The 19,077-nt window shown below is 51.7% G+C and carries 16 protein-coding genes and 2 riboswitches; of the genes, 13 read left to right on the top strand and 3 right to left on the bottom strand.

What is annotated here, in order from left to right; all coding sequences use genetic code 11:
* The first annotated feature begins 10 nt into the window (after nucleotides 1–10).
* The 10 genes from VMF88_06395 to VMF88_06350 all read left to right on the top strand — a co-directional run bounded on the left by VMF88_06395 (nucleotide 11) and on the right by VMF88_06350 (nucleotide 12,331).
* A complete protein-coding gene (locus tag VMF88_06395) occupies nucleotides 11–2,152 on the top strand; it encodes an alpha-glucuronidase family glycosyl hydrolase (protein ID HTY10684.1) in 2,142 nt (713 codons plus the stop codon).
* Between the two features lie 267 nt (nucleotides 2,153–2,419).
* A riboswitch (cobalamin riboswitch) is annotated at nucleotides 2,420–2,634 on the top strand.
* A gap of 142 nt (nucleotides 2,635–2,776) precedes the next feature.
* Complete coding sequence (locus VMF88_06390; protein HTY10683.1) at nucleotides 2,777–3,316, top strand: DUF6580 family putative transport protein; 540 nt, start codon at nucleotides 2,777–2,779, stop codon at nucleotides 3,314–3,316.
* An 18-nt stretch (nucleotides 3,317–3,334) separates the two neighbouring features.
* Nucleotides 3,335–3,554, top strand: a riboswitch (cobalamin riboswitch).
* A gap of 103 nt (nucleotides 3,555–3,657) precedes the next feature.
* Entirely contained in the window at nucleotides 3,658–5,607 is a 1,950-nt protein-coding gene (locus VMF88_06385) for a TonB-dependent receptor (protein HTY10682.1), read from the top strand.
* 21 nt (nucleotides 5,608–5,628) lie between these two features.
* Nucleotides 5,629–6,687: a YncE family protein gene (locus VMF88_06380; GenBank protein HTY10681.1), complete on the top strand. Its 1,059-nt coding sequence runs from the start codon at nucleotides 5,629–5,631 to the stop codon at nucleotides 6,685–6,687.
* Between the two features lie 170 nt (nucleotides 6,688–6,857).
* Nucleotides 6,858–8,087 carry an FAD-dependent oxidoreductase gene (locus VMF88_06375; protein HTY10680.1) on the top strand — a complete coding sequence of 410 codons (1,230 nt, stop codon included), beginning with the start codon at nucleotides 6,858–6,860 and terminating at the stop codon, nucleotides 8,085–8,087.
* A gap of 6 nt (nucleotides 8,088–8,093) precedes the next feature.
* Nucleotides 8,094–8,801 carry an N-acetylmannosamine-6-phosphate 2-epimerase gene (locus VMF88_06370; protein HTY10679.1) on the top strand — a complete coding sequence of 236 codons (708 nt, stop codon included), beginning with the start codon at nucleotides 8,094–8,096 and terminating at the stop codon, nucleotides 8,799–8,801.
* 27 nt (nucleotides 8,802–8,828) lie between these two features.
* A complete protein-coding gene (locus VMF88_06365; protein ID HTY10678.1) occupies nucleotides 8,829–9,410 on the top strand; it encodes a zinc ribbon domain-containing protein in 582 nt (193 codons plus the stop codon).
* Nucleotides 9,407–10,549, top strand: a complete 1,143-nt coding sequence (locus VMF88_06360) for a hypothetical protein (protein ID HTY10677.1) — start codon at nucleotides 9,407–9,409, stop codon at nucleotides 10,547–10,549. Before VMF88_06365 ends, VMF88_06360 begins: the two co-directional genes overlap by 4 nt.
* 314 nt (nucleotides 10,550–10,863) lie before the next feature.
* Nucleotides 10,864–11,586, top strand: coding sequence for a transglycosylase SLT domain-containing protein (locus VMF88_06355; GenBank protein ID HTY10676.1), 723 nt, complete (start codon nucleotides 10,864–10,866; stop codon nucleotides 11,584–11,586).
* 91 nt (nucleotides 11,587–11,677) lie between these two features.
* A complete protein-coding gene (locus tag VMF88_06350; protein ID HTY10675.1) occupies nucleotides 11,678–12,331 on the top strand; it encodes a phosphatase PAP2 family protein in 654 nt (217 codons plus the stop codon).
* A 46-nt stretch (nucleotides 12,332–12,377) separates the two neighbouring features.
* Here VMF88_06350 and VMF88_06345 read toward each other — a convergent pair whose 3' ends face one another.
* The 3 genes from VMF88_06345 to smpB all read right to left on the bottom strand — a co-directional run bounded on the left by VMF88_06345 (nucleotide 12,378) and on the right by smpB (nucleotide 14,717).
* Entirely contained in the window at nucleotides 12,378–12,926 is a 549-nt protein-coding gene (locus VMF88_06345; GenBank protein HTY10674.1) for an arginine decarboxylase, pyruvoyl-dependent, read from the bottom strand.
* A 43-nt stretch (nucleotides 12,927–12,969) separates the two neighbouring features.
* On the bottom strand, nucleotides 12,970–14,175 hold the full coding sequence (gene tyrS, locus VMF88_06340; protein ID HTY10673.1) for a tyrosine--tRNA ligase: 1,206 nt from the start codon (nucleotides 14,173–14,175) through the stop codon (nucleotides 12,970–12,972).
* 65 nt (nucleotides 14,176–14,240) lie between these two features.
* Complete coding sequence (smpB, locus tag VMF88_06335) at nucleotides 14,241–14,717, bottom strand: SsrA-binding protein SmpB (GenBank protein HTY10672.1); 477 nt, start codon at nucleotides 14,715–14,717, stop codon at nucleotides 14,241–14,243.
* Between the two features lie 309 nt (nucleotides 14,718–15,026).
* On the opposite strand from smpB, the gene guaA reads away from it, so the two are divergent.
* The 3 genes from guaA (at nucleotide 15,027) to VMF88_06320 (ending at nucleotide 19,044) form a co-directional block, all read left to right on the top strand.
* Nucleotides 15,027–16,568: a glutamine-hydrolyzing GMP synthase gene (gene guaA, locus VMF88_06330; protein ID HTY10671.1), complete on the top strand. Its 1,542-nt coding sequence runs from the start codon at nucleotides 15,027–15,029 to the stop codon at nucleotides 16,566–16,568.
* A gap of 71 nt (nucleotides 16,569–16,639) precedes the next feature.
* The gene (locus VMF88_06325; GenBank protein ID HTY10670.1) at nucleotides 16,640–17,359 is read left to right on the top strand and encodes an ABC transporter ATP-binding protein; all 720 of its coding nucleotides are present in this window, start codon (nucleotides 16,640–16,642) and stop codon (nucleotides 17,357–17,359) included.
* Nucleotides 17,356–19,044 carry a hypothetical protein gene (locus VMF88_06320; protein ID HTY10669.1) on the top strand — a complete coding sequence of 563 codons (1,689 nt, stop codon included), beginning with the start codon at nucleotides 17,356–17,358 and terminating at the stop codon, nucleotides 19,042–19,044. Before VMF88_06325 ends, VMF88_06320 begins: the two co-directional genes overlap by 4 nt.
* The last annotated feature ends 33 nt before the right edge of the window (nucleotides 19,045–19,077 follow it).

The following is a 19,077-nucleotide window of genomic DNA, read 5'->3' as shown; positions in this document are numbered from 1 at the left end:
GATGCTCTTCATGAAACAGCCAAGATTACTCGGACATATTTTTTACCTCCTGATCCTCTCAGCCGTTTTTATTGCACAATCTATGGCAGACGATGGATATGAATTGTGGATGAAGTATAAAAAGGTCGTTGATGAAAAACGGTTGGTCGAATATCAGAGGCACATATCTTCCATCCTCTTGACGGATACATCTGAAACCTGTCGGATCGTAAGAGAAGAGTTAGAAAATGGATTAGGCGGCTTGTTGGGGAGAAAAATCCCTTTTATCTCGTCATTGCACGGACAAAACGTCCTTGTTGTCGGTACGCCTAAGAGATCCTCCATAGTCAAAATGTTGTGCGATGCAAAGAGCATTGGATCGCTTGGAAAAGAAGGATTTGTGCTGAAGACGGCGGTAACTGAGGGGAACAGAGTCATTGTTCTTGCAGCCAATGAGAATATCGGTTTGTTGTACGGAGCATTCCATCTTCTCCGACTTATCCAGACCTTGCAGCCGCTCGATTCACTCGACATTACATCCAGGCCAAGAACGGAATATCGCCTTCTCGATCATTGGGATAATCTCGACGGTTCGATCGAAAGGGGATATGCCGGCAAATCGCTTTGGAAATGGGACGAATTGCCGAACACTCTCGACCCGCGGTATCGTGACTATGCGCGGGCGGCATCATCCATCGGCATTAACGGCACCGTCCTGAACAATGTCAATGCCGACCCGAGGATCATCGACGAAGACCATCTCCTGAAAATAAAGGCGCTCGCTGATCTTTTTCGCCCATACGGCATCCGCGTATTTCTCTCGGTGAATTTTGCTTCCCCGATGGCCGGGAAATTTGAACTGGAAGGAAACCGGGCAGGGGGGATAGGAAAGCTGAAGACCGCCGATCCTCTCGACCCCGAAGTCAGATTGTGGTGGAAAAATAAGGTGAAGGAGATCTATTCCATCATTCCCGACTTCGGCGGATTTTTGGTAAAGGCAAATTCGGAGGGAATGCCCGGTCCGCAGGACTTTGGGAGGACGCACGTCGACGGCGCCAACATGCTCGCGGAGGCGCTGCAGCCGTACGGCGGCATCGTGATGTGGCGCGCCTTCGTCTATAACGCAGATGTCGATGCGGACAGGGTGAAACGGGCGTACAAGGAGTTTGTTCCGTTCGACGGAAAATTTTTGCCGAATGTTTTCGTCCAGGCAAAGAACGGCCCGCTCGACTTCCAGCCGCGGGAGCCGGTACAGGCGCTTTTCGGAGCAATGCCCAGGACGCCGCTCATGCTCGAACTGCAGATCACACAGGAATATCTCGGCCACTCGACGCATCTGGTCTATCTCGCGCCGATGTGGAAAGAGTACCTTCAGTTTGACCTCTATGCAAAAGGCCCCGGTTCTACGCTGGCTTCGATCGTTGACGGCACCCTGCAGCATTATCAAATGACCGGCATGGCAGGAGTGGCAAATATCGGGGACGACCGGAATTGGTGCGGCCATCTTTTCGCTCAGGCAAACTGGTACGCGTTCGGACGGCTTGCATGGGATCATGATCTCTCAGCGGAACAGATCGCGAACGAATGGATCCGGATGACGCTGAGCAACGATTCCAACGTCGTCGCCTCCGTCCGTTCGATGATGATGGGATCGCGTGAAGCGTGCGTCGATTATATGGAGCCTCTTGGTCTGCATCATATCATGCAGACTGATTTTCATTATGGACCGGAACCGTCGTACGACAAAAGACGGCTCGACTGGACGCCGGTCTACTATCACCGGGCTGACAGCATTGGGATCGGCTTCGACCGGTCATCCACCGGCAGCAACGCGGCGGGACAGTATTTCTCTCCGTTGAAAGAAATGTTCGACGATACCGCGGCCTGTCCTGAAAAATATTTGCTCTGGTTTCATCATGTCCGGTGGAATCATAAAATGAAATCCGGCAGAACTCTCTGGGAAGAACTCTGCAATAAGTATTATGCGGGAACTGCGTATGTCGATTCAATGCTGGCAACGTGGAACGATCTGCAGCAATCTATCGATCCGGAAATGTTCCGGCACGTCAAGGCCAGGCTTGAAAAGCAGAAAGTGGACGCAGCAATTTGGAGAGACACCTGCTTAAAATACTTCCAGCAATTCAGCAAGAGGCCGATTTTGCGATCCCCGTAGCTTCACCGTCTTTCGTTCCCAAACTGAGTTACGAAACGTTCTCCTTCAATGCGTTCCCAACGGGACGTTGGGAACGAGATTCATGGGCTCGGGGGAAGTCGGCTGGCCCCCAAAGATCTCGATCCCCGGTTTCTCGCTCCCAAACAGAGTTTGAGAGCATCATCCTTCCCAGGTCGCGTGTCTTGGCGTCTTCATGGCGAATGCAATTCAAAAATCTTTCTTGACAACGGGCTGAGCGGGTTGTATATTCAGGAGAGGAATTTGTTCTTTGCAATAATTGAGGTTGGTGTGGCGCCATCGGCGCCATGAAAAGGGAATTCCGTGAATCTGTTCCGTTATCAACGAAACGATCATTCGGAAGCTGACCCGCAACTGTGATCCCGAAAGGAACGGTCCGAACGCCACTGGCTGATTGAGTCAGCCGGGAAGGCAGGATGAGAATCGGGAGAGCCAGGAGACCTGCCAATCTCACGCCGCGGAGCCTTCGAGGAAAAAGGTTGATGCACAGCTTGAGTACGAATGAGTTTATTTTTATTCAACCCCGATTCCCTTACAAAGGTCGGGGTTTTTTATTGGACGCAAAGAATGTTATCCGATACATCATTAATGAAAGGAGCATCATTCATGAGGAATAAACAATTGTTGGTACGGTACGGCGCGGCGGCAGTGTTGATCGTTATCGCCGCGTTTTCCCGGCTGCTGCCGCATCCGGCGAATTTTACGGCCATTGCCGGCATCGCCCTGTTCGGCGGCGTATACCTTGACAGGAGATTCGCGTTCATCGTGCCGATCGCGGCGATGTTGATCAGCGACTACTTCATCGGATTTTACAGCGGCATGTATTGGGTGTACGGCAGCTTTTTTCTTATCGTCCTGCTCGGTCTATGGCTGAAAGATCATAAGCGCCCCTTGTACATCGCAGGCGGAACAATCGCAGGCTCGATTCTATTTTTTGTCGTTACGAATTTCGGCGTGTGGATGACTTCCGGATCGATGTACGCGCCAACCTGGAGTGGGTTGGTGGAATGTTATGTTGCGGCTATACCGTTTTTCCGCAACACGCTGAGCGGCGATGTGTTCTTCGTCGCCGTGATGTTCGGTGCGTATGAAGGAATACTGCTTCTCCTGAAAAAGGAAGAGACAGAGCAGTCTGCATCCGCGTAGATTTTCAATGCGATAGAGTCCGTTTCAAAAGATGCTGGTGTGGCGCCCCGCGGCGCCATGAAAAGGGAATTCCGTGAGTTTCGCTCGCTCGTCGGCTGAGCGCAGCAAATCGGAAGCTGACCCGCAACTGTAATCCCGAATAGGATTATTCCCAACGCCACTGACTGAGTGAATCAGCCGGGAAGGCAGGGCGAACATCGGGAGAGCCAGGAGACCTGCCAGCGTTGTTCGTCATCGCCTTCGAGGGTTGAGGTATGGTGGCCAGACACCGTCTTCGGACGTACGGATCGTTTGGTGAAACCTCAGCTTGTCAAGGGCTGAGGTTTTCTATTGTACAGGGCATGAAGAAATTTCTTTTAGTGATGCTGTGCACCCTGAGCGTCGATCTCGCGCTCTCTTCGACATTGTTTTCAGAATGGACGGATACAACGCGGCAGTATGTGGCAAAAGAAGTCGTTATCACGGGAAACAGGATGCCCGTCCCGGTTGAACGCCTCCCATCATCGGTGCAGGTTGTCGATAGTGTTTCAATGGCGCAAAGCAACGGCTTTTCAGTCGCGGACGTGGTATCGGCGTCCGCGGGGGTATTCCTGGAAAGCTACGGCGGGAACGGTGCACTCCACTCGATTTCCATCCGCGGAATGGGCTCTGACTACTCGCTGATCCTCCTTAATGGACAGCGTTTTACAACCTACGAGATGAACACCGTGGACCTTGGCATATTTTCCTTAATGGATGTCGACCGGATTGAAATCGCCAGCGGGGGGAATTCTTCGTTGTACGGTTCCGACGCGATCGGCGGCGTGGTCAATATCATCACAAAGAAACCGAGCGGAAAACTTGATGCCGCCGTTTCCGGCAGCGTTGGTTCATTCGGGATGAGCGGATATCAGATCTCCGTCGGAGCGGGGGATGAGCAGTTGTCCCTGCGCGGGTCGATGGGTATGGAAAATGCCCGGAATGATTTTGGGTTCTATTTTGACGATGGAAGCACAAACCGGATGCTCGAGCGGGAAGGGGCGGACTATTCGCTGAAACACTACTCTCTTTCTTCAAGCGCAATGCTAAATCCTGCGGCAGTGTTTACAACCAGCATCAGATATTCCGATGCCGATCGGGGCCAGCCCTCCGCGGTCACGAGTCCGGTACAAAACAACCTGGCCCGCATCGATGATAAAGACCTGTTCGCAACCGCATCGATCGAACTTCAGCCATCCTCCGGAATTCAGTATTCGCTCCCAGTTTCCTTCCATGACAGCTATGAAACATACGCTGACCCGAATTTGCTGATCGGCAATTCGCCTACGACAGATTTTTATCACAACCGGGTTGTTTCATCTTCTCCCACCTGCACGTATGCCGTGTCGGATGCGGATAAAGTTTTGGCAGGAGCCGATGCAGCATTTGCGTTCATCTCGAGCGATGAATTAAAAAATTCTTCCCGCACGCAATTGAGCGGCTTTCTTTCATCCGAAGACCGCCTTCCTGTTCCCCTCGATGTGATCGTTTATCCGTCGCTGCGGTACGATTCGTTCAGCGACGTGAAAGGGGACGTCAGCCCAAAAATCGGCGTTAACATCGGGCTGCTGGACGAACCGATGCTGAGAATTCGATCGAGCTACGGCAAGAGCTTCAACGCGCCGACGTTCAACGATTTGTACTGGACCCAAGGGGGAAATCCAAATCTTCAGCCTGAACACTCGCTCAGCTTTGACGCCGGTTTCCTGTATCGGATGGAACTCCTCGGGAATATCGAAGCGGAGGCGAATTATTTTTCGGTTCAAGCGACGGACAAGATCGTCTGGCAGCCTGGACCGAACGGCATCTGGTCACCGGTCAATCTGCAGTCCGTTTCTTCAACAGGGGCGGAGTGTACGATCCGTGCGCAATTATGGAATAACCTTATCAGCATCCGCTACACTGGGAATTATGTCCGGACGCTGAAGACGAGCGCTGATTTCCCGGGCGATGCGACTCAAAATAAATATCTGCCCTACCTGCCTCAGGAAACCTCGACGGTTGTTGTCGGAACGAACGTGCAGAATGTTTCCGCGGCCGTCACGTATTCGTATACAGGCTTTCGGTATGTCTCCGCGGATAATGATCCCCGATTCGTACTGCCATCCTTCGGGACCGTCGGAGCGAATTTGTCGTATCGCATCGGGCTCGGGAAAGCCGTTTGGATGCTGAAGGGGGAAGTGAATAATGCATTCAACGAGGACTACCAGTTCATTTCGGGATATCCAGTGCCGCTCAGGAATTTCATGCTGACATCCGAATTGTCATTATAAATCTTCAACAGAGGAGAAATCATGCTCAACCATTTCATTGCCGTTTTCGTCGTTTCAATAACGCTGCTCGGGTGCACGAAGAATGGTCCTGTCTCTTCGGGTGAAGAACTCCCTGTATCGACAACCGGAGTCTATGTCGTCAATGAGGGAAATTTCCAGAAATCAAATTCGTCGCTTTCATTCTATGTCCCCGATTCCAACAAAGTGTACCCGGATGTTTTTTTTGCCGCGAACGGTCGCCCGCTCGGCGATGTCGGGAACGACATGGTCATATTTGAAAACAAGGGTTTCATCGTGGTCAATAATTCCAACAAGGTAGAGGTCATCTCGCTCGCGAACAATAGATCTCTCGGCACCATGTATGTCGGGAGCGACAGTCCGTACAAGCTGGCCATTCTGAGCGACAGTAAAGGATATATTACAAATCTATATTCCGGATCTGTCACATCGTTCAACCCGACGACGTACACGGTCATCAAGGACGGCATCAAAGTAGGCTCAAACCCTCAGGGGATCGCAATCGCGAACGGCAAAGTCTATGTATGTAATTCCGGGTACGGGGACGACAGCACGATTTCCGTGATCGATCCGGGGGTCGATACCGTGGTCCAGACCATTACCGTTGCGAAGCAGCCGACGAACATTGCGGTTGATGCGGACGGAAATCTGGTGGTGGCCTGCTACGGATACGTCGACTATACCAATTCCGCAAACGATACTCCGGGAAACATTACGGTGATCGATCCGAGCAGAAACTCCGTCGTTGCAACGATCCCCCTTCCGCTGTCGGCGTACGGTCATCCGAGCGGATTGGCTGTTTCGAGCCGCGGGTACGGTTTTATCATCGCGCAGAACGGTATCGCAAAGTTTGACACCAAAGCGGCGTCGATAATTGTTCCCGTCTTTATTCCAAAATCTCCTTATTGCATCGCCGTGGACGACGTAACCGAGAAGATCTATTTGGGGGACGCAAAAGACTATGTGCAAAACGGAATGCTTTATTCCTACGATAAAAACGGTCTCATAGGAGATTCGGCCACCGTCGGCATTATACCAGGCGTCATTGTCTTCAAACATTAGGTTGAACGCGCCTTGCTTGAACAACGGGCGTTGACTCCTCAACGCCTTTTTATTTTAGTTCCTTCTTTCTATATTCCAGCAAAAGGAACTGTTCATGGTCGACGGTTGTCGAAGATCGTTGAACCGTTATTCGAGATCCTTCGTCCCCGAAGAAAGTCATATTCACCATAATGCCGCCCGCCGTTGATACAGAGAAGCACGACGTTGTCATTGTAGGCGGCGGGCCGGCCGGAGTCTGTGCGGCAATAGCGGCGGCACGCGAAGGAGCGGAAACTGTTGTAGTGGAGCGGCTCGAGTTTCTTGGCGGGATGGCGACCGCTGCCATGTTTCAGCCATGGCGCGGATTTCATTCGTTCGGTAAACAATTGGTTACCGGCATAGGCGACCAGCTTCAGAAGCGTCTTCAGGCAGAGGGGGGAAGCCCGGGACATCTGCTTGACCCGACCGGAATCAGTTTTACGGCCACTCCGTTCGATTGGCAGATGCTTAAGTCGGTCCTGGAGTCAGCGGTGAACGAGGAACATGTCACGGCGATGTTCCGCTCTCAGTTCTTCTCCGTCAAAAAGAATGGAAAAAAGATCGAGTCTCTCCAGATTCGCCGAAGCGGAAGGGAGATCGCTTTAAGCGCTGGCGTTTTTGTTGACGCAACAGGCACCGGCTCTGTTGCAAAGAAAGCGGGAGTCCGTACCGTCGACCGCGATACCCACGCGTCATACCGCTTTTCAATGGAGAACGTTGACGAGGAGGAGGTGCTCCGATACGCGCGGAAAAATCCTCACGAATTTTCGGCGAATTCATCGATCAACGGCGGACAATTTTTTTCGCTTAAAGGCTTCACGGCATTGACGAGAAAGTGGCTGGAAGAGGCGCCGGGATTGAGGCGGTCGGATTCAATCATTATCGATGGAACGGTTCAGAGAGGTCAGGTTGTTGTTTCAATGATCGAGCTGCAAAATGTCGATCCAGAGGATCCTGATAGCATCGCCCGGGCAGAGATGAGATGCCGGCAGCTTACTCCAAAAGCAGCTCGTTTTATGACAGACTCGTGCCCCGGTTTTTCAGGGGCAAGAATTAAAGAGGGAGCGTCTCAGGTCGGAATTCATGCTTCCCGTCAGATTTGCGGCATGGTGGTGCTGTCAGATTCTGATGTCGTATCGGGAAGAGTATTTGAGGATGCCGTTGCGACCTGCGCCATGCCGGGAAACCCCGCGAGCACTTATCAGGTATCGCGGCGGTCGATGATTCCCTCCGAGATTGAGAACCTGATCGTTACCGGAAGGGCGATCTTTCCGCCGACGGCGTTGTTCGCAACAAACGCCCAGCCGGCGAGTATGCAGGTAGGAGAGGCAGCAGGAAAAATGGCGGCCGAAATGAGCGGTCAATCTTTGAACAAACAATAACGGGCGATGGGAAGCCAGATCGAAAGACTCAAAAATGGAGTTATTGTTTTGTGCCATGCAGAAGGGGACGAGCCGTTCAATTTTCCCGATTATATCGCAGCGTTTGCGAAGGCGGCAGAAATGGGAGGAGCGGCCGGCATCCGCGTCCAGGGTTTCGAGAATATCAAGTCTGTTCGTGCTGCCGTCAAGCTCCCGGTCATCGGTATTTCGCGCGGGAGTTATGAGGACGGGTGGGCGCTCATTACTCCCGATGTTTCGGACGTTGAGGGGCTCATTCACGCCGGCGCCGATATCATTGCGATGGACGTCACGCAGCGCGTTCGTCCGAACGGGATGGACGGATTTGAATTTCTCGAACTGGTCCGCAAGCGATATCGAATCCCCGTCATCGCAGACGTCTCCACATATATTGAAGGCGTCAGAGCCGCGGAATTGGGGGCGGATATGATCGCGACGACATTGTCCGGATATACGCAGTACACGGAAGACCGGGCCGACGACTTTCCCGATTTTAATTTGATCGAGCGGCTCACAGCTGAAGTCCATGCACCGGTCATCGCGGAAGGAAGGATCTGGAGTCCCAGCGAAGCTGCCCATGCCTTGAAGTGCGGCGCATATGCCGTGGTCGTCGGATCGGCGATCACCCGCCCGAAGGTTATCACCCAGCGATTTGTTGAAGTGTTGAAGAATGTAAGAAGAGAGGGATCACAATAATAATTTCACCGCGAAAAGGAGCTTTGATTGCCGTTTTGTCCGAATTGCAAAACCGAATATGTCTCCGGTACAACTCATTGTGCCGACTGCGACGTTGAGCTTGTCGACCGTGTGCCGGACGACGTCCCGGTCGAGTACGAGGAATGTGCGAACTGTTCTGAATCGGTCGACGCGGAAAGCGATTTTTGCGTCCACTGCGGAGTGTTATTCTCAGGCAATGACCTTTATTGCGAGCGGCACCCCCAGTCGAATGCAGTCGCTGTCTGCGTTATTTGCCGCCGATTGATGTGCGATGAGTGTGCCAAAAAAAAGGGGGTGAAGAGATTTTGTGAAGAGCACCGAAACGTTGAAGTTTCGGAAGATTGGGCAGTGGCATTCCAGTCGGTCGATTATTACGAAGCCAACATCGTGCGTGGGAAGCTGGAAAGCGCCGGCATCACCGTAAACCCGCGCAACAATACAAGCATCGGATTCATCGCCGACGGCTTCCTCGAGGGGCCGATCGGCCGTTCCATCCTCAAGTACCCGGTAAAGGTCTTTGTCCCTCTCGATCAATATTTGGAAGCCGTCGAAATTGTCAGCGACGAGCTTCCGCCGATAAGTTCATGAAGAGAGAATTGACGCTCGGATCATCGGGATGGCTGGGAAAGATCGGTGAAGAATTTTCCGAACAGAATCTCGTTCGTCTCGGACACGCTTTTGCCGCTTATCTCGATGCGCAGTGTTCACCCAGCCCCCCGTTGATCGCCGTGGGATTCGACGGGCGAAAGAACTCCAAAGAATCTGCTTCTCTCCTCGCCGAAGTTCTGGCGACGAGCGGTATCAACGCGTTGCTAAGTTCTGCGGTTGTCCCCACGCCCGTCCTTTCGTTCGCCGTAAAGCATAACAAGTGCAACGCCGGTATCATGATCACCGGGGGAAATTTGCCCTCCGATTACAACGGCGTTGAGTTTAAGGGGAGCTACGGCGGTCCATTCACACGTGCAGAGACGGCCAGGGTAGGATCATTTCTCTCCGAAGCCGTTAAAGAGCCGAAGGGGCGGGGGCCATCTTCAAACAAAGGGGAGGTCGTTATCTCCCCCCTTATGCCGGATTACCTTTCTCATCTCGAAACGATCGTCGATTGCTCCGCAATTCGATCGTTTGCCGAAGATCCGAAGAATAACCCCAACTTGCTGATCGACTCAATGGGGGGAGCAGGACAAACTATCGTCGAGGATTTCCTCGTGGAATGCGGTTGGCGGGCACAAACATTGTTCGGAAGTCATGAGAATAATTTTTTTGACCGCCGGCCGGAATCAATCCCGTCTCATCTGGATGCGCTGAAATACAACGTCAAGGTCGTCGATACGCAATTTGGGGTCGCGATAGACGGTGATTGCACGCATTGCGGCATTGTATTCAGTGACGGTACCTGGATGCACGAACAAGACTCCTTCCTTGCTCTTTTATGGCATTTGCGAACGAATAAGAAGTGGAAAGGGGGTATCCTGAGATCCGGTTCTACAACAGGAAAAATCGAAAAACTTGCTAAAGCTTGGAATGCCCCTTTGATCGAGGCCGGCTCGGATAACTGGTTTGACAAATTCCTCTCGGGTAAATTACTGATGGGAAATCTGAGCCCCGGGGGATACGTTTTTGGCAACCATGTTCCTGAATGCGACGGAATTTTGTCGTCCCTTCTTTATGCGGAAATGATTGCGATATCCGCAGCGCCGCTTCATCAGATAATTCAGAAAATCCAGTAAATTCCCTGGTCGGCTCTCATAATGGGCAGATCTAAAATCTCTGGCACTTTACGGTGGGAAATTTTGCTGGAAATGCCTTTTTGTCATACAGTTCTGCTATTTATACATGCCTCATCGCCGCTTTTTGCGATTGTAACCAATGTCAGTTGATGTTTCATATCGATTTTAAAAGTATCAATTGACTTTGCCTTACCTCCTTCATATTTTTGTTACGCCTGTAGGTAATTCATCATTTTAATTTTGTTTAGACAGGCCCTTTCTTCTGGGTTTGAGGCATTTCAAGAAGAGTGGATGTATAACATTTTGAGGGTTTAATGGGTAAGTTATGGATTAACTGTTTCCTGATTCTGCCTACAGCATTGTATTTTGGATTCGGAAACTCTATATCGTCTAATAGCACCAAAATCGCCGAAACGGAAAGGATTTCAGCTTCTCAGGGTTCCGACTATAACTCTGCACATTTCATACAGTTATACGGGCCTACGATTCGTAAATATTCACAGAAATACGGCTTTGATTGGCGGCTAGTTCTGGCAGTCATGAAGACCGAATCGAGATTTTCTATGAAGGCATCCAGTCATCGCGGCGCGGTTGGATTGATGCAGATTATGCCTGTCACGCAAAGCCAGATCGCTGAAGAACTCGGCGTCAATGAAGGAGATTTTCACGCCCCGCACACAAATATCAGAGGGGGAATCTACTATCTTGGTAAGATCTATCGGTCTTTCGAAGGGAAGGGGATTACCGAAGAGAATCGGATAAAATTGACTCTTGCTGCTTATAATGCCGGGGTTGGACGGATCACCGATGCCCGGATGATGGCAAAATACATGAGCGACGACCCGAATGAATGGGAGTCCGTGAAGTCTTCTCTTTCATTGTTGTCTAGAAAGTACTCGTCTCTTCATGAGCACGTCTGGGAAGCAGGGCGCCCGACGAACGGGTACTATACCCAATGGCAGCAAACGACTGGATATGTTGACCGAATAATGGCATATTACAAGGAGTATTGTAAGACTATTCCTAAAGATGTGTGACGTTAATCGAGTATGTTTCGCTTTGTATAAAGGCCGCCTGCGCAGATCGCTCTATTGCTTGGCGGCTTTCTTATTGCTCAAGCCTCCTCAATTGTTAATTGGTCAAAGTTCCCCGTCCAACTTCGATGTTCGGCTCTTTCGGGAGATCAACAACGCGCAGAGCCAGCTAAAAACATCCGTCATTAGCGTAACCGACAATTCCGTTTATCCCATCCTCGTTGCTGCACCCCTTTCTTTGGCGGGCTACGGTCTGGCCGCAAAAAAGGATGAAGCGTTCGATTCCGGGGTCTTGCTCGGTACGTCCGAAATTTTGGCGTATTCGTTTGGATATGTTCTAAAGGAGGTCATAAGAAGGGAACGGCCGTACGAGGCGTTGACCGACGTTCATACGAATCACATGGAAAGTGCCGATCCCTATTCGTTCCCTTCGGGACATTCTACCGGCGCGTTTGCTCTTGCCACTCTGCTCACGCTTCGGTATCCGAAGCCTGAAGTGTATGTTCCTGCTTTTTTGTGGGCCGGGACTGTGGCGTTTGGAAGGATCTATTTTGGGCTCCATTATCCGTCCGATGTTCTTGCAGGTGGCTTGATCGGGGCCGGGAGCGCGTACATCGTCTATAAGTATCAGGGTAAGATCCTGCCGATCGTCAACAGGATGGTCGGCAGGAAGGAATCGGATGATGTCTCGGCGATCGTTGTTCCGAATAACGGGGGGGCGTTGATGAATATTATGGTGAGATTCTAGCCCGCGTAGGCCGGTGTTTTGCCGGACCTACGCCTGCCAAAAAAATCTAGGGGAGCAATACTGCAATTGAAACGACCGTTGTCCACTTTCCGTCTTTATCTCCCTCCGCGGACTGCGTAATGTTGAACGTCTTTAAGATCTTCCCGCTCATCTTGAAATGCTTTTCCCGTTCGTCCCATGCCAAGGTCGGATCGAATTCCAGTCCGAGAGTGGTCGCCAGCATCGTTGCCGCAAGGTCCTCAGCGTATTCTCCCGCCTTCTCTTCCGTCTCCCCGTACGGATGATGTTCCGAAAGATAGCCGTACTGCGACTCATCCGCCGCCTGAGCGACGCCGATCGACGAAGCGATGAGTCGATTCGGTTCGTTCGTTGCGTTGCGTGCCATGACAACGAACGTCACCGCACCGGGTTCAAGGAGCTTGATCCCCTCTGCCGGAGGAACGCGTTTGCACTTGGGCGGGTAAATGCTTGACACACTCACCAGGTTGCATTTTTCAATGCCGGCATTCCTGAGGGCAAGCTCGAATGACTGAAGGTAGTCTTTGTGACGACCAACGCCTTTGGTGAAGAACATTTTTGTAGGAACGAACACTATCTCATCTCCGCTTTTTAAGAATGATTGTGATTGATTGTAAATGTCATTGGTGGGGAGCCGACGGAATAATTTTCAAAAATCTTCGCGGTCCAACTTTGAGGATCACCGGTTTGACGAGCGTTACGTGCGCGTTGATATCCGAAATTTTGACTCCATCGACGGACACTCCCCCTTGTTCGACGAGTCTTCGTGCCTCGCCTTTGGATGCCGCCAATTTTGTATCCGCCAGCAGTTGCAAAACGCCGACCCTGCCGGAGGCCATGGGATACTGAAATTCCTTGATCTCATCGGGGACATCTTTTTTGATGAAGACCTTGTCAAATTCCTGCTCGGCCGCGTCCCCCCTCGCTTCATCATAATAGAGCGCAACGATCGTCCGTGCCAACCGCCGTTTAATATCGCGGGGATTGACCGATTTGCTCTCCAGTTCTTTCCTGATGATTTCCAGATCGCCGGACGGCATGTTTGTGGCAAGGAGGAAGTAATCGTAAATAAGCGAATCGGGGATGGAAAGCGTTTTTCCGTACATCTCGTTCGGTGAGTCGCCGATGCCGATGTAGTTGTCGAGCGATTTGCTCATCTTCTCGACCCCGTCCGTTCCGGCCAGGATCGGCATCGTCAATATCACCTGCGGCTCTTTTCCGAATTCGCGCTGGATGTCCCGGCCGACGAGCAAGTTGAATTTTTGGTCCGTTCCGCCGAGTTCCACGTCGGAATCGATGGCAACGGAATCCATCGCCTGTGCGAGCGGGTAGAGAAACTCGTGGACGGAGATCGGCTCGCCGGCTTTATACCTGAGCGTGAAATCGTCGCGCTCGAGCATTCGGGCGACGGTGTACTTGCTCCCGAGTCGAATGACGTCCGCAAAATTCATCGGCGCCAGCCATTCGGAGTTGTAGACCATCTTCACTTTGCTCGCTGAAAGGATCTTTGTTGCCTGGTCGAAATACGATTGTCCGTTCTTCCGGGTCTCCTCGATCGAGAGCGACGGCCGCGTCTTGCTTCTCCCCGAAGGGTCGCCGATCATTCCGGTAAAATCGCCGACGATCAAAATAGCCTGATGGCCCAAATCTTGGAACTGCCGCAGCTTGCGCAAGACGACCGAATGTCCTAAATGGAGATCGGGCCGGCTTGGGTCGCAGCCGAGCTTGATATTGAGCGGTTTGTTCTGGCGGATGGAGTGCTCGATCTTGCGGACGAGTTCATCTTCCGGAATAATCTCCGAAACGCCTCGCTTGATGACATCCATCTGTTCCTTAACGGTGGGAAACAATTCTTACTGCTAACCCTCTATGATGTGGGAAATGGCGCCCGCTAATAGTCTTTTCTGGAAAATTGCCTTCGCATCTCACGCTCGGTTTCACGTTTGGCAATTGCCGCCCGTTTGTCGTAGCTCCGTCTGCCGCGGCAAATACCGACCTCGACCTTTGCGCGGCCATTCTTGAAATAGACCTTCAGCGGGATTAAAGTTAAACCTTTTTCGGTTGTTTTGCCAATTAATTTTCTGATTTCTTTTTTGTGAAGAAGCAGCTTCCGCTCCCGCAACGGGTCGTGATTCAGAATGTTCGCCTGCTCGTAGGGGCTGATGTGCATTCCCGACAGCCACACTTCTGCGTTGTTCATGTACGCATAACTATCCTGCAGGTTGGCATTTCCTAAACGGAGAGATTTCACTTCAGAGCCCCGAAGAACGATACCGGCCTCAAAAGAATCCAGCACTTCATAGTCATGCCGGGCTTTTCTGTTGTTGATGGCAATTCGTTCTTCGACCGCTTTTTGTTCTTCATGCACGGCTTAAATTAAGGAAATCGAAGGCGACAATCAATGCAAATTAATCGCGCAGTGCCGGTGTCCGCCGATGTCCGACGATCCGGGAAATACTTGCAGAACGACTGAAGATACCGTATCTTTATAAAAATACTGCCGCAATGCGGATGAAAAAATCTCCGCGCGCGGCATAGCTTTTGGGATCGCACTCTTGGCCGGTGAAGCAGAGATTCTAGAACCCCCTCTTCATCCGCTGGCGTCGTTATTGCCCTTGACTTCTCCCTGTTGCGAGCAAAGTTTTCAACACTGACCTCGGTAAATTGTTTAGTGCCAATGTCTCAACCTGAAGCTGTTCTTATTCTCGATTTCGGCGCCCAGTATTCGCAGCTCATCGCCCGTCGGGTGCGCGAACTTCACGTCTACTGCGAGATCCATCCGTTCAACATCCCCCTTGAGAAGATAAAAGCGTTCAATCCTAAGGGGATCATCTTATCCGGGGGACCGGCAAGCGTCTATGCTCCAGACGCGCCGATCTCGGATGAAGGAATTTTTGAACTTGGAATTCCCGTCTTTGGAATTTGCTACGGCCTTCAATTGATGGCGTTCCAGCTGGGCGGCGAGGTTGATAAAGCGGGAAAACGCGAATTCGGCAGAGCGAAATTGCTCGTCGATTCGGACAGCGGGATATTTTCCGGCGTGAGCAGGGCGACGGACGTATGGATGAGCCACGGCGATTCGTTGACGAAGCTTCCCGCCGGTTTTGAGCCGATCGCGCATTCGCAAAACGCGCCGATCTGTGCCATCCGGAACGAACGGAAAAAGATCTACGGCGTGCAATTTCACCCGGAAGTGGTCCATACCAGCGAGGGGAAGAAGATCCTCGGGAATTTTCTCTACAACGTGTGCGGGTGTAAAGGAGATTGGAATGCCGGTTCGTTTATCGAGCGTTCAGTTGCGGAGATCAGGAACAAGGTCGGCAGCGGCAAGGTCCTTTGCGCCCTCAGCGGCGGTGTTGATTCATCCGTGGCCGCCCTTCTTTTACACAAAGCCATCGGCGACCAATTGTTCTGCGTCCATATCGACAACGGCGTCATGCGCCGCGATGAAAGCGCACAAGTGGTCAAAACATTCCGCGACGGGTTCCATATCGCTCTCGACTTTGTCGACGGTTCCGGCATTTTCCTCGAACGGCTCCGCGGCGTTGTCGATCCCGAAAAAAAACGCAAGATTATCGGGAATACCTTCATCGATATTTTCGAGAAGGAGGCGAAAAAGGTCGAAGGCGCTTCTTTTCTTGCCCAGGGAACGTTGTATCCCGATGTCATCGAATCGACATCGTTCAAGGGACCGTCCGCAACGATCAAAACGCACCACAACGTCGGCGGGCTCCCTGAGAAGATGCATTTGAAACTGATCGAACCGTTCCGGGAATTATTTAAGGATGAAGTCCGCGAGGTCGGACGGACGCTCGGCCTTCCGGAGCAAATGATCGGCCGCCACCCGTTTCCCGGCCCGGGACTCGCGATTCGGGTGCTCGGCGAGGTGACGCGCGAGCGCCTCGAAATTCTCCGCAGCGCCGACGTTATTTTTATCGAGGAACTTCACAAGAATAATTTATATAATGACATCTGGCAGGCATTCGCCGTCCTTCTTCCCGTGCAGTCGGTCGGCGTTATGGGGGATGAACGGACATACGAAAATACCGTCGCTCTTCGCGCGGTGACAAGCATCGACGGGATGACCGCCGACTGGGCTCACCTCCCCTACGATGTGCTTTCGGCCGTTTCGAATCGGATCATCAATGAAGTACGGGGAGTCAACCGCGTTGTGTACGATGTCAGCTCTAAGCCGCCGTCGACGATCGAGTGGGAGTAGAGCAAGGTCGAATGACAAATGCCGAACGAAGCAACCGGTAACAAGGATTTCCGCGTAACAACAAAGCACCGATGATAGTATTAGAAAAGCTCACGAAGAGATTTGGTTCGTTTGCCGCGGTGGACGACCTTTCGCTCGTTGTCCCTCAGGGTGAATTTTTTGGCTTCCTTGGCCCGAACGGCGCGGGGAAAACGACCACGATAAAAATGATGACCGGCTTGTTCACGCCGACGAGAGGGTCGATCGTCGTTAACGGGTTCGACGTCCAAAAACAGGCGTTGGAGGCAAAGACGTCGGTCGGATATATTCCGGACCAGCCCTTTTTGTACGATAAGCTGACGGGCCGGGAATTTTTGTACTACATCGGCGGCTTGTTCAACATGCCGAAGAACCTTATTCGGGATCGTTCGAAGGAACTCATCGATCATTTTGAGATCGGCGATTGGGTCGACAAGCGGACGGAGGAATATTCGCAGGGCATGCGCCAGCGCATCACCATCACCGCGGCGTTTCTTCATGATCCGAAAACGATCATTATTGACGAACCGATGGTGGGACTCGATCCTCGGAGCGCCCGCATCGTGAAGGATTCCCTCAAGCAAAAATCACAGCAGGGGGTCACGATCTTCATGTCCACGCACAGCCTTGAAATGGTCGAGGAATTGTGCGACCGCATCGGCATCATCAAAGGGGGAAAGCTTATTTTCATCGATTCGAGAGAGAATCTCCATCAACACAAATCGAAGTACGACGGAAAGCTGGAATCGGTTTTCCTGGAGCTGACGAAGTGAGAAAGTTTCTGCACATCATTGCCTTCAAGAACAAAATGTTCTGGAAGGTGACGTTCTCGCTCAGCGTTCAATCCCTGGTAAAGAATATCGGCTCTTTCATCGTCTTCGGCTCGTTCGCCGTCGGCGCTTTTTTGTTCTCCCGCTTTCTGACGGCGTATCTCCTGGAAAACGTCAAGATCGGCTTGTTCCTTTTTCATCGTTTTATGTCAATGCTGCTGTATGTTTTCTTCATCACGATCAGCCTCGGCAACATGGTCGTTTCGTTCTCTACCCTCTACCGGTCCCCCGAGGTCAACTTCATGCTGACGAGGCCGATTCCGCATTTGACGATCTTCGTCATCAAGTTTCTCGACAATTTCTTTTACAGCTCGGGGACTCTTTTCCTCGCGGGATTTTCCGTGCTCCTCGGTTACGGCTCGTATTTCGGGTTTCCGTGGCATTTCTATGTGTTGGTGATGCTGGGCGTTTTGGTCCCGTTCATGTTTCTTGCCGGCTGCACCGCCGTCATCATTCTGCTGGTGCTGATGAAACTGGCGTCGAAAATAAATTTCAAGGTTCTCGTCGGCGCGCTCGTCCTATTTTATATCGCGCAAATATACCTCTATTTCCATGTCACGAGCCCGATCCATCTCGTCCGCGAAGTGATGCGGTACTACCCGAATGTCAACCTCTATTTCGGCCAGTTCGACCCTCCGGTGTCCAGGTATCTCCCGAATTTCTGGATCTCGCAGATACTTTTCTTCTACGCGACCGGGAAGGGAACGGCTGTGGCCGGCTATTGCGCGATGTTGGTTCTTTCGAGCGCAGCGGCGTTCATCGCTCTCGTGGTGGCCGGCGACCGCTTGTTTTATCCGACCTGGATCACCTCGCTTTCATTCAGATCATTTTCGATCAAAAAATTTGAATTCACGGGAACCTTGTTCAGCTTCGAACGGCGGTCAAATTTTTCGCCACAACATGAATCGATTTTGAAAAGGGAATACTGGCAGTTCCTGCGGGAGCCGAGCCAGTGGATCCACCTCGTCGTCATGCTTTTCCTGGTCTTTACGTTTCTTTCAAGCGTGACGTCGATGGACTTCGGGCTTCAGGACCCCAAGTTACGGACGGCGGTCTTTCTCGTCGTCTACATCTTCGATGCCTTTTTGATCACTTCGATCGCGCTCCGTTTTGCCTTCCCGATGATGAGCCTTGAAGGGGATGCGTATTGGACCATTCGCAGCGCGCCTCTGAACGTGTCGAGAGTCTACTGGACAAAATTCGCTCTTGTGCTCGTTCCGCTCCTGGTGATCGGAATGACGCTGGCCGTGCTTTCCAATTTTCCTTATCTCCGCCTCTCGCCGCTCCCTGGAATTACCACTGCCGGGATGGGATTTATTGCGGTTGCGCTGGTGAGCCTCAATTTCGGCATGGGATCCTACTTTGTAAATTACGATGAAAAGAACCCGATCAGGATCGCGTCGTCGCAGGGGGCGACGCTGACGTTCCTCCTCAGCATCGTGTTTCTCGTCATTCTTGTCAGCGTATTCTTTTTCCCGATTCTTTCCGTGTTCAATTCAATTTATTACGAGATCCCTAAAAAAAATCATCTGCTTTACTATGCGCTCGGAGTGATCGGATTTCTTTCCGTGGTCGTCGCAGTTGTTTCACACTCCATTGGCGTACGGGCGCTCGCAAGAGACGTATAACATCCCTAAGGACCGGTCGTCGTTACTACATTT

Source organism: Bacteroidota bacterium (genome assembly GCA_035506275.1).
Taxonomy (GTDB): Bacteria; Bacteroidota; Ignavibacteria; order UBA10030; family UBA8401; genus JAGVPT01.
The sequence above is the reverse complement of the archived record's forward strand: the minus strand, read 5'-3'. Positions and strand labels throughout refer to the sequence as shown.